The 12,125-nt window shown below is 64.6% G+C and carries 7 protein-coding genes; 2 read left to right on the top strand and 5 right to left on the bottom strand.

Translation table 11 applies throughout. The features are described 5' to 3' along the window. Window positions 1-209: 209 nt before the first annotated feature. Window positions 210-1,835, bottom strand: a complete 1,626-nt coding sequence (locus ASE82_RS02750; protein WP_162236668.1) for a flavin monoamine oxidase family protein — start codon at window positions 1,833-1,835, stop codon at window positions 210-212. A 370-nt stretch (window positions 1,836-2,205) separates the two neighbouring features. Between ASE82_RS02750 and htpG the strand changes: the two genes are divergently transcribed. Continuing rightward, entirely contained in the window at window positions 2,206-4,110 is a 1,905-nt protein-coding gene (gene htpG, locus ASE82_RS02745) for a molecular chaperone HtpG (RefSeq protein ID WP_056058525.1), read from the top strand. 78 nt (window positions 4,111-4,188) lie between these two features. Beyond that, window positions 4,189-6,420: a glycoside hydrolase family 3 N-terminal domain-containing protein gene (locus tag ASE82_RS02740; RefSeq protein WP_082441036.1), complete on the top strand. Its 2,232-nt coding sequence runs from the start codon at window positions 4,189-4,191 to the stop codon at window positions 6,418-6,420. An 18-nt stretch (window positions 6,421-6,438) separates the two neighbouring features. Here ASE82_RS02740 and ASE82_RS02735 read toward each other — a convergent pair whose 3' ends face one another. The 4 genes from ASE82_RS02735 to ASE82_RS02720 form a co-directional block, all read right to left on the bottom strand. Further along, entirely contained in the window at window positions 6,439-7,038 is a 600-nt protein-coding gene (locus ASE82_RS02735) for an ATP-binding cassette domain-containing protein (protein WP_056058523.1), read from the bottom strand. Continuing rightward, window positions 7,028-7,717 (bottom strand): molybdate ABC transporter permease subunit, encoded by a 690-nt coding sequence (gene modB / locus ASE82_RS02730; protein ID WP_056058520.1) that lies wholly within the window; start codon window positions 7,715-7,717, stop codon window positions 7,028-7,030. The genes ASE82_RS02735 and modB overlap by 11 nt, the downstream gene beginning before the upstream one ends. Continuing rightward, entirely contained in the window at window positions 7,717-8,475 is a 759-nt protein-coding gene (gene modA, locus ASE82_RS02725; RefSeq protein WP_056058517.1) for a molybdate ABC transporter substrate-binding protein, read from the bottom strand. The genes modB and modA overlap by 1 nt, the downstream gene beginning before the upstream one ends. A gap of 80 nt (window positions 8,476-8,555) precedes the next feature. Next, window positions 8,556-11,924, bottom strand: coding sequence for a polysaccharide deacetylase family protein (locus ASE82_RS02720; RefSeq protein ID WP_056058513.1), 3,369 nt, complete (start codon window positions 11,922-11,924; stop codon window positions 8,556-8,558). Window positions 11,925-12,125 lie beyond the last annotated feature (201 nt).

Raw genomic sequence — 12,125 nt, 5'->3', positions numbered from 1 at the left:
CGATGATCTTCTGCCACCTATTTACAGTTACCCGATCCACGAAACACCGTTTCGTAGTTCCATTCCCTGATTTACTTTATTCCCTAACCTTAGTCAGGATTGACTATAGGAGGATACGTGACAACTGATTCTGATCTAATCGACATTTAATACAGAACTATTGTTTGCACTGTCACTAATATGCAACGTTTTACCTTGAGGCGCTGGTGTTAGGCTGCGCGTCTTCCATCGCGTGAACCCAGTACAGCCCGGTTGGCGCCCTGCGCCGCGACGCGTTTAGCCAGCGCGATGACCTGCCCTTGCGCGGACTGAATGCCGCCCTCCTGCCAGCCCGGCGTTTGGCTGAGTGCGGCGGACGCGAAATAAACGCGGCCGTCGGGCTGCTGGAGCAGGCGAAACTCGGGCGTATCGATATGCCCCTCCTGCCGCCCATTGGCGCTGCCCGCGTTCCAGTCGGGCCAAGGCCCCAGGCTGTACGGGATCTTGTGCCAGTTCACCGCGATGCCATTGACCAGATCGCCGCCATGCCCGGGATGCAGCCGATCGATCACCCCACGCGAAAAGGCGATCTGTTCCGCGATCGGCCGCTTGGCAAACTCGGCGGCATTGGGTCCCGACGAATAACAGCCCAGGATCATGCCGCGGGCAGAGTGCAGCCCTGCCGATGGGTACCAGATCAGTGTCGTCGGGCCGCCGACGAACGAGATGCCGCCATAGATCTGTTCGCGTTCCCAGAAGCGCGGGCTTTCGAACGCGACCTTGTTCGAGTGATCGTAGACCACCCCGGCGATCGTCTTCTTCAACGCGGGCGAGAAGTCGGTATCGATCGTCGCGAGCACCGGGAACGGGATCGTGCAGATGATGTAATCCGCCGTCACTGTGTCGACCACGCCGCTCGCCTTGTCACGGTAGACGACGTCGACGCCGCGGGCGGTGTGACGGACTTTCGTGACCTCCGCACCGCGGATCGCGGGACGGCGCAGGTTGCGATCGAACCCGGCATGGATCCGGTCCATGCCGCCGACCGGCTCGAACATCGTCGCCTGCATGTAGAGGTTGTCCTCGAACAGCGTCATCGGCAGCCGTTCGTTCGCCAGCAACTGGTCCATCGGCACTGCGCTGCCCGCCGACGAGAAGGTGACGCCCGCACCCGGCGCCGTCCCGAACCCCGATCGCTCGGTGCCCGCAAACGCATAGTCGGTACCGAGGTCGCCATATGCCTTGAGGAACGGCAGGAGTTTCTGCTTGTCCGCCGCCGTCACCGACTGATCGAGCGCACCCTGATTGATCGCCTTCGCCAACAGTTCGGCGATGTGGCCGCGCATGTCGTTGATCGCGGTCCGCATCCGGATCTTGCTGCCGTTCTCGCCCATCACGTACGCCGAACGGCTAGAATTGACCTCGACCTCCAGCGGCACGTCGAACTTCTTCGCGTACCCGATCAGTCCTTGGTGAAAGCTCGGAATGCGCGCCGGCCCCGCGTTGAAGTAGATTCCGTCGGAGAACTTGGCAGTCTGCGTTTGCTCGCCGATCATCTCGATCTTGTCGCCGTCACGCACCGTCCAGGCGCGCCCACCGACCCGCTCGCGGGCTTCGAGCAAGGTGACCTGGAAGCCCGCTTGTTCGAGTTCGTATGCCGCGGTCAGCCCGGCGATCCCAGCCCCGAGCACGACGACATGTGTTCCCTTGCCGACCCCCGGCGGCAGCATCGCCAGCCCCTCCGCCTGCGAGGTACCGATCAATCCATTGGTAAGACCCAAAGCCTGCATTGCGCCAAGCGTAGCGCTCAACCCTCCCATCAGGCCAAGTCGGCCCAACAAGGTCCTGCGTGTCATCACACCGTGTCTAGTCATCAAGGCCCCCCGAAACGGCACCCCCCTGGGTTTGCCGAACATCAGAATTGCCGGCGGATCGAACCCGTCAGCAGCCTTGCAGGATCATCATCCCCCGCCAGCCCCGATGGACGTCAGACAGCGATCGCAAAAGAACACATCGTTCCTTTGCACGCGATATCTCGACACGTTGCATCTTTTGACTGGACGATCCGGATTGAACATTGCTTTGGCATGTAACGCAAATGAAATCTTTAACGCCGCGGTGACGATCTTGTGGCGATAACCCGTACGAACACGCGGGCCTTGAATTCGGTACGTGCTCCGGCCAATTCTCGGACTGATCATTTCACCAAGAGACCTGTCACATCCTATGACCATCGAAACCGCTTCCGCTGCCGAGACGTCCGCGCCCGAGACCCACGCCTTCGAGGCGGACGTCGCGCGGCTGCTCCACATGATGGTGCACTCGGTCTATTCGGATAAGACCGTATTCCTGCGCGAGCTGATCTCGAACGCCGCCGATGCGTGTGAAAAGCTGCGGTACGAGGCGTTGAGCGCGCCCGAGTTGCTTGGCGACGAGACCCGGCTGGCGATCGCGATCACGCTCGATCCCGACGCCAAGACGCTGACGATCGAGGACAACGGCATCGGCATGACTGCCGAGGACATGGGCGAGGCGCTTGGCACGATCGCGCGCTCGGGCACCAAGGCGTTCATGGACCGGATCGCCGCGTCGAGCGGAAGCGACGGCGCGCAGCTGATCGGCCAGTTCGGCGTCGGCTTCTATTCCGCGTTCATGGTCGCATCGAAGGTCGACGTGATCTCGCGGCGCGCCGGCGCGGACATCGCCTCGCTCTGGTCGTCGGACGGCCTCGGCACCTACACGATCGCCGACGTGCCGACCGCCGACGCCCCTGCCCGCGGCACCCGCGTCGTGCTGCACCTGCTCGACGACGCGACCACCTACACCGACCGTTTCACCGTCGAGCGCCTGATCAAGGACCAGTCGGGCCACGTGCCCGTACCGATCACGCTGCGCGAAAAGCCCGATGCCGATCCGGTCGACATCGCCGACGGCGCCGCGCTCTGGACCAAGCCGAAGGCGGATATTTCCGCGGAGGACTATGCCGATTTCTACCGCAGCGTCTCCGGCCAGTATGACGAACCCGCGCTGACGCTTCACTACCGCGCCGAAGGGCTGCACGAATATTCGGTGCTCGCCTATGTCCCGGGCGCCAAGCCGTTCGACCTGTTCGACCCCGACCGCAACGGCCGCATGAAGTTATACGTCAAACGCGTCTTCATCACCGACGACGCCGAAGTTTTGCCGCGCTATCTCCGCTTCATGCGCGGGCTGGTGGATTCCTCCGATCTGCCGCTGAACGTCTCGCGTGAGATGATTCAGGAAAGCCCGATGCTCTCGGCGATCCGCAAGGGCGTGACCGGCCGCGTGCTGTCCGAACTCGACAAGCTCACGACCCGCGATCCTGAAGCGTATGCGAAGATCTGGGAGAATTTCGGCGCGGTCCTGAAGGAAGGGCTGTACGAGGATTTCGAACGGCGCGAGGTGCTGCTAAAGCTCGCACGCTTCAAAACCACGACGTCCGCGGGCGCTTGGCGTTCGGTCGCGGACTACGTCGCGGCGATGAAGGACAACCAGACTGCGATTTACTACGCGGTCGGTACCGATCTCGACCGCCTCGAAGCCTCGCCACAGCTCGAAGGGTTCCGTGCCCGCGGGATCGAGGTGCTATTGCTGCCGGACTCGGTCGACGGCTTCTGGGTGACGGCGGGCATCGATCACGACGGCAAGCCGTTCAAGTCGGTCACGCAGGGTGCTGCCGATCTCGGCCTGATCCCGCTCGTCGACGGTGCCGAGCAGCCGACCGCCGATGCGACGCCCGAAGTCGCGGACTTCATCGCGTTCGTGAAAACGACGCTCGCCGATGCCGTCTCTGAGGTTCGAGCGTCGGAGCGCCTGACCGACAGCGCCGTCTGCCTCGTCGCGGCGGACAGCGGGATGGACCGCCAGCTCGAACGCATCCTCGCGGCGAGCGGTCAGGCGATGCCTGCCGCCAAGCCAGTGCTGGAAATAAACCCGCGCTCGGCATTGATCGCCAAGCTGGCGGCGCTCGGTGAGGACGAGACGGCCCTGCGCGAGGACGCGGCGCACCTGTTGTTCGACGAAGCGCAGATTGCCGACGGGGAGCGCCCGATCGATGCCCGGGCATTCTCCGCTCGCCTGACGCGACTGTTCACGCGCGCGCTGGGCTAACCGCCCCGGCCGCGGTTTCGCAAGTTTGCGGAACCGCGGTCCAGCGACTACCCCGCTCCAAAGACTGAGGAGCAGGATATGTCGCCCATTCTAGACCGTCGCCAGATGTTGACCGGCGGCACGGCCATCGCTGGCCTGTCGCTCGGCTCGACCGCCGTGTTTGCGCAAAGCGACCGGATCGAGAGCCTGATCGCCAAGATGACGCCCTCCGAGAAGGCGGGTCAGCTCAGTTGCTTCTCGGATCAGATCCGCCCGATCGGCGTCCCCTTCAACCCGGGCCTTGCGACCGGTGGCGCGGCGGAGCAGCTTGCTCGAATCAAGACCGGGCAAATCGGCATGCTTTTCAACGGTGTCGGCTATGCCGGTGCCAAGGCGGCGCAGGACGCCGCGCTCGCGACCCGCTTGAAGATTCCCCTGATCTTCGCTGGCGACGTCATCCACGGCCTGCGCACCGCCTACCCGCTACCGATCGCAGAAGCCTGCGCGTTCGACCCCGACCTAGCGATGCGCACCGCACGTGCGGCCGCGCTTGAGACCACGGCGCTCGGCATCCACTGGACCTTCGCGCCGATGGTCGACGTCGCGCGCGATCAACGCTGGGGTCGTGTCGCGGAAGGCTTTGGCGAGGATCCGTACCTCGGCATGGAACTGGCCAAAGCGCGCGTCCGCGGTTTTCAGGGCAACGATCTTCGCGACCCTACGCGCGTCGCCGCCTGTGCCAAGCATTTCGCCGCGTACGGAGCAGTTTCCGGTGGCCAGGATTACAACTTCACCGAAATATCGCCCGCAACGCTGCACGAAGTCCATCTGGCGCCGTTCAAGGCTGCGGTCGATGCTGGCGTAGCGACTTTGATGAGTGCGTTCAACGACATCGACGGCGTTCCTTCCAGCGGCAATCACTGGCTGATGACCGACCTGCTGCGCGGCGAATGGCGGTTCCGCGGGATGGTGGTCGGCGACTATACCGCGGACGAGGAACTGATCGCACACGGCTACGCCGCCGATGGCCGCGACGCCGCCAAGAAGGCGTTCATGGCGGGCATGGACATGGCCATGCAGTCCAACCTGTTCAATTTGTGGCTGCCCGACCTCGTCGAGAAGGGCGAGGTCCCGCTCGCGCGGCTCGACGAAGGCGTTCGACGTGTGCTGCACCTGAAGGATGCGATCGGCCTGTTCGACAACCCCTATCGCTCGGTCAGCCAGAAGGCGGAACGCACCAGCGTCTCGACGCCCGCCATGCTGAAGCTCAGCCGCGAGGCCGGTGCACGTTCGATCGTATTGCTAAAGAACGACGGTAACCTGCTGCCTTTGAAGAAGAACCCGGGCCGAATTGCCGTGATTGGCCCGTTCGCGGAGGATCGCAAAAACGTCGTCGGCACCTGGGCGTTCATGGCTGACGAAAAGCTCAACGTCTCGATCGCGCAAGGCCTCCGCGCTCGCGGACTGACGGTCACGACGGCGCCGGGGTCGGAAATCGAAGCCCCCCTGCCCGGTGGCATCGCTGCAGCCGTCGCCGCCGCGCAAAACGCGGACATTGTCCTGCTCGCGGTCGGAGAATCGCAGCTCATGTCGGGCGAAGCGCAATCGCGTACCGAGATTACTATCCCCGCACCACAGATGGCGCTCGCCGAAGCCATCGCGAAGACCGGCAAGCCAATGATTATCCTCCTCCGCCATGGCCGCGCTCTTGCCTTGCACGGCGCTGTGAAGGCCGCACCAGCGATCCTTGCGACATGGTTTCTCGGATCCGAAAGCGGCAACGCGATCGCCGACGTTCTGTTCGGCGACGTCAACCCTTCAGCCAAGCTCTCCGCCAGCTTCCCCAACGAGAGCGGGCAGGAACCCCATTTCTACAACCACAAGAACACTGGCCGCCCGGCGCCGAATACGGGCAGCCAGGAATACAAGTCGCGCTACCGCGAGACCCAGAACGCAGCGCTTTATCCGTTCGGTCACGGCCTGAGCTACACCAGCTTTTCGGTATCGAACGTAGTCGTGCCAGCGCGGATGACCAGTGCGCTCACGGTGACCGCCACCGTTACGAACACCGATGCGCGCGCCGGCGACGAAGTGGTGCAGCTCTACATCCACGACCGGGTCGCCAGCCGCACCCGACCGGTCCGCGAACTCAAGGGGTTCGCGCGCGTCTCGTTGGCGCCGGGCGCATCGAAGCGCGTGACATTGAGCTTGCAGCGCGAAGACCTGCGCTTCTGGGGTGACGGCGATTGGGTGATCGAACCGGGCCTGTTCGACCTCTGGGTCGCGACGAGTTCGGTCGATGGCGAGAAACAAAGCTTCGAACTCGTATAATTTTGCTCGTCCGCGAAGCTACATACGCACGACCCGGTTTCCGATCCGCTCGGCTTCTTCAGGGTCGTGCGTCACCATCAGGATCGGAAGCTTGAGCACGTCGCGGACATGCTCGATCGCCAGCATGATCTCTTCGCGGCGCGCACGATCGAGCGACGACAGCGGCTCGTCGAGCAACAGGAAGCGCGGTTGGCTGAGCAGCGCCCGGCCGATCGCCACTCGCTGAGCTTCGCCGCCGGAGAGCGTGCGTGGCCAGCGTTCGAGCAGATGGCCGATGCCGAGAAAGCCGATGATGTCCTCGAACCGCTGGGCTTCCCCACGGACGCCGTACAGCAGGTTCGCGCGCACGCGCTTATGCGGGAATAATCGCGCTTCCTGAAAGACATATCCCGCTCTCCTGCGCTCGGGTGGTACGTCCAAGCCGTCGCCGAACAGCGGTTCACCATCGACCGCGATACGGCCGCGGTCGGGGCGGAGTAGCCCGGCAACCATGTTGAGAACGCTGGATTTGCCGACGCCAGACGGGCCGAACAACACCGTCGCCCCCTCGCCTGCCGCCAACGTCAACGACACCTGCGTATCGCCGAGGCGCTTCTCGATATCGATCTCAAAGGACATGGAGACCCCGCCCTGCACGGCGCGTCAACAGTTCCGACGCAATCAGAGCGATCAGCGACAAGCCTACCGAAACGCACGATAATCGCCACACCAGCGCATCGGCGCTAGGTTGCTGGAGCGCCGAATAGATCGCCAGCGGCAAGGTCTGCGTTTCGCCGGGTACGTTGGAGACGAAGGTGATCGTCGCGCCGAACTCGCCAATCGACCGCGCAAAGCCGAGTACCGCGCCGGCCAGTACGCCGGGGATACTGAGCGGCAAGGTTAGCGTCCAGAACACGCGCCACGGCCCCGCACCTAGCGTTCGCGCCGCATTCTCGAGCCGCCTATCGACCGCTTCGATCGAGATCCGCATCGCGCGCACCATCAACGGCAGCGCCATGACGCCCGCCGCGATCGCCGCGCCGGTCCAGCGGAACAGGACCGTCACGCCGAACCAGTCCTGCAACCAAGCACCGATCGGGCCATTGGGTCCGAACGCCAGCAACAGCAACCAACCGGTCACGACCGGTGGAACTACCAACGGCAGATGGATCGCCGCATCGACGACGACTTTCCCCGGAAAGCGGACGCGCGCGAGCAGCCAGGCGAGCGCAAACGCGATCGGCAAGGTCACCGCCATCGCGACGCCACCGACCTTCAACGACAGCGCGACGATCCCCCATTCGGTCGCGTCGAGCACTAGCGCGCGGAGAACCCGTAGCGGACGAAGATCGCCTTGCCCGCGGGCGAGACGAGGAAGCGGCGGAAGCCTTCCGCCTCCGGGTTCGTCGACGTCTTCAGCCGCGCGACTGGATAAGTGATCGCCGGGTGCGTTGCCTCGGGGAAGACGCCAGCGATACGAACCTTGGGCGACGCCTTGGCATCGGTGGCGTAGACGATCGCGAGCGGTGCCGCGCCGCGCTCGACCAGGGCCAGCGTCGCGCGGACATTTTCCGCGCGAACTATCTTCGGCGACACCTGCGCCCAGACGCCGAGCTTCTCAAGCGACGCCTGCCCGTATTTTCCGGCTGGCACTGCGGTATCCGCCATCGCCAACGGCCCGGCGGTCAGTACGCGAACGAGCGCAGCCGGCGGGCGCACCGGGATTCTTACCTTGCTACCCGCCGGCGCCGCGACCACGAGGCGGTTGCCGAGGAACGTGACGCGGGTGCTGGTGACGATCAGGTTCTTCGCGGCAAGTGCGTTCATCCAGTCCTCGTCCGCCGACACGAACAAATCCGCCGGCGCACCGGCCTCGACCTGCCGCGCGAGCGCCGACGAAGCCGCGAACGAGATCGTCGGCTTCACATGCCCCTTCTTCGCCCACGCATCGGCGGCCGCAGTCAACGACTCCTGCAACGAGGCGGCAGCGAGCACCATCGGAGGGCGCTGCTGTGCCTCCGCACCCGTCGCCCCAAGACTTGCCGCCATCACCAGCGCCGTCGTCAGATACCGCATGCCACCTACCTCTCGAACTCTGCGCGTACCCGATATATAGCGCAGGGCCATAACGCGAGTCGGTTCGATACGTTGCGCGCCTAGTTTGCCGTAACCCGCCCGGTCCGCGCCAGCTTGCCCCAGCCGACCAGCGGTCCACGCAAAGCCTGGGCGATCGCCTTCAGCACGACGTAATACATCACCTGTCGATAACCGATCCGCTGCGGGATCAGCAGCCAGAGCAGCCGCCAGCGTTCCTTGCGCTCCAGCGCGAACGCGATCGTCGCGGCGAGCAGGTCGATCGCGGTGAAGATTAGCCAGTAGGCGAGCATCGTATAGACGTCGTGGCTCGTTTGCTCCCAGCCATGCGCTTGCACCGCGAGGTAGGTCGAGGCGAAGCTAACCAGCAGTGCGAGATCAATGATCGGCGAGATGGAGGCGAGCACGATCTGGAACACGATCGCCTGCGGCAGCCCGACCCAGCCGAGCCCGCGCGGATGCGAACTGCCGATCGCCGAGCGGTGCTTGTAGAGACACTGCAACGTCCCGAATGCCCAGCGGAATCGCTGTTTGGCGAGCGCACGCATCGTCTCGGGCGCCTCGGTCCAGGCGATCGCGAATTGGTCGTATTGCACCTTCCAGCCGTGGCGCTGGATCGCGATCGTGAGGTCCTGATCCTCCGCAAGCGTGTCGTCGGGATAACCGCCGACGCTGCGGATCGCCTTGAGCCGCCATGCGCCGACCGCACCCGGCACGACGGTCATCGCGTTCAGCCGCGCGAGCGCACGGCGTTCGAGGTTCTGCGCGGTGATGTATTCGAGCGCCTGCCATTTGGTGATCAGATTGACGCGGTTGCCTACCTTCGCGTTACCCGCGACCGCGCCGAGCTTCGGATCGTCGAACCAGCGCGCCAGACGGGCGATCGTCATCGGTTCGAACTGCGTATCGGCGTCGAGCGCGATCACGATCTCGCCGCGCGCCAGTTCGAGACCACGATTGAGCGCGCGTGCCTTGCCGCCATTCTCCAACGTCAGCAGGCGAACGCGGTCGTCGCCGGCGAACGCTTCGGCGACGACGCGGCTGGTGCCGTCGCTTGAGCCGTCGTCGATCACGATCACTTCGATCGCGACGTCGTTCGACGCCAGCACGCCCTCCACGGCGCGGACGATCACGCGCTCCTCGTTGAACGCGGGGATCATCACCGTGACGAACCGCGACGGATCGATCGCCGGAAACACGGTCTTCAATTCGCGACGGGCCTGAATCAACGCGAGTGCGGACAGGGCCAGCGCGCGAATGATGCCAATCGTGATCGCGATCCCGAAGATCCAGCGGAGCGCGACGACGATGCCGCCGAGCGTGCTGAACAGCGCGAGATCGGCAACCGCGGCGACACGGTCGCTCGACGAGATCACCGGCATCGATTGATTGCGCGAGAGCCCCGCGAGCGTCGAGACGGGGACGAAGCTGTAGCCCATCGCGCGCAATCGCTCGATGATGATTGGGAGTGCAGCGACGGTTTGGGCGCGGTTGCCGCCGGCGTCGTGGAGCAGGATGACGTTACCGCTGCGCTCCGGGTTGCCCGCCTCGACGCCCGCAATGGTCCGGTCAATGATCGCCTGTACGCCGGGGCGCTTCCAGTCGTCCGGATCGACGTGAAGGCCAACCGAGATGTAGCCGCGCTGCTGCGCTTCGAGTGCGGGCAGGATCTCGTCCGCGGTGCTCGGCTCGGCATCGCCGAAATAGGGTGCGCGGAATAGCCGGAGCGAGCGCCCGGTGAACGCCTGGAACAGCCGCTGCGTGGTGTTCAGCTCGTACTTCACCTGCCGCTGCGAGACGTTGGCGAGGTTCGGATGCGTATAGGTGTGGCTGCCGATCTCATGGCCTTCGTCGACCATGCGCTGGAGCAAAGGCCGTTCGGTGAGCGCGTTCTCGCCGATGACGAAGAACGTCGCGGGCGCATGCTCGCGCTTGAGGATGTCGAGGATCTGCGGCGTCCATTCGGGATCGGGCCCGTCGTCGAACGTCAGCGCCAGTTGCTTCGGACGATAGCCGGTCCGCACCACGACATAAGGCGACGGCATGCGCGTGAAATTGACGTCGGCGATCGTGCCGTCCTTCGCCGGCACCGCGTCGCGAATGCCGGTGACGGGCTCGGCGGCGATCTTGAGGATCTCGCCGCTGCCTTCGATATCGACGTTGGTGCCGGCGGGCATGTTGTCGATCGAGTCGGGGATCGGTAGCTTTCGATGATCGCGACCCCAAATCGACCAGAGCCCCGGATCTTCCGACCCCAGACGCCAGAGAGCGACGCTCCCCAAGCCCGCCTTTTGCAGGAACGCGATCTGGTTGTACGCCGACGCCGCGTCGAGTAGCCAGACCTGATGCTGCACCCCGCCCTCGGAATAGGCGAAGCTGCTGTTGCCACTGGTCTTGTCGAAAGTCGGTACGGTCCCCGAGTCCGCTGCAGCCTGCCATGCCTCCTCGACATCGAGCGCATCGCCGTTGCCGCTATCCGCGCCTGCGTGCCAGTCATACGCGTAGGAGCCGATGGCGACGACCAGCTTGGCGGGGGGGATACCGCGCGCGGCGTCGGCGACCATGCGCGCGAACCAGCGTTGCGACGCGATCGGGCCGGGTGCGCCGCTCGTCTCGTGCTCGTCATAGGCCATCAGGAAGACCTTATCGGTCACCTTCGCATAGGCGGGCAGGTTCCAGTCGGGGTTGGCGACCGGCGCCGCGATCGCAACGACCCAACCGCGCGGCGCAAAGCGCGCGCGCGTTTCGGCGAGGAAGGCGCGGTAATTAGGCTGCGCCGATGCGGGCAGGTCCTCGAAATCGTAGAACACGCCGCCGGCATGGTTCGCGCTGAGGAACGGCACCAGCTTGTCTAGGAAGGCGGCGCGTGCCTTCGGATCGGCGAACATCGCGGCACTACCGGCGCCGTCCCAATTCCCGTCGACGGCGTTCTGCACCATCGGCAGGATCATCGGGCGGTGCACCGCCTTGTTGAGGATATCGCGCCCAGCCTGGTCGCGGAACACGGTGATGTGGTGATCCTTGCCGGTGATCGAGACCCAGCCGGGGATCAGCCAGTCGAGTTGTTCGACGTGCCGCGCGAGGCTCGCCGTGCTGGCTTCGTCCCAAGGCGCGTGGAAGGCGATCGCGAGCGGCGGGTTGGCGCCGTTGCCAACACCGGGCTTGGCCGCGCTCGTCCCGAACAGCTGCTTGGCGTAGTAATTGAGGTCGCGCCGGGTCTCGCGGAGGATGCCGCCGCGTGGTGCGGGCAGCTTGTGAAGCGCGGGATGCTCGGGCTCGATCGGGAGCAGCGGCGCGGTCGGCACCGCACCGATCGAGACGGCGAACATCGCGATCGACAGCAGCAGCAGGGCGATGAACGCCGCGACGCCAAAGGTGAACCGCCGACGCCGGCGTCCGCTTGCATCATAGAATACGGGATTGAGCGACATGGAGCGAGTATCAACCGGCCGAAGGAAAACGGCAACTCGCCGCAACGTTGCGCTACAATGCCGTTTGCGCCCACGCTGCTGAAAAATGCGTCACGCTTGGTTTAGGTAGCGACGCAGGTTCTACTGCATCCCCTCCCGCATGAAGTCGGCAATTCGAACGATCCTCCCCCGCCAGGGGGAGGTGGCACCGAAGGTGACGGA

Source organism: Sphingomonas sp. Leaf230 (genome assembly GCF_001421745.1).
Taxonomy (GTDB): domain Bacteria; phylum Pseudomonadota; class Alphaproteobacteria; order Sphingomonadales; family Sphingomonadaceae; genus Sphingomonas.
Note: the sequence above shows the minus strand (reverse complement) of the source record. Positions and strands in the feature narration are given on the sequence as shown.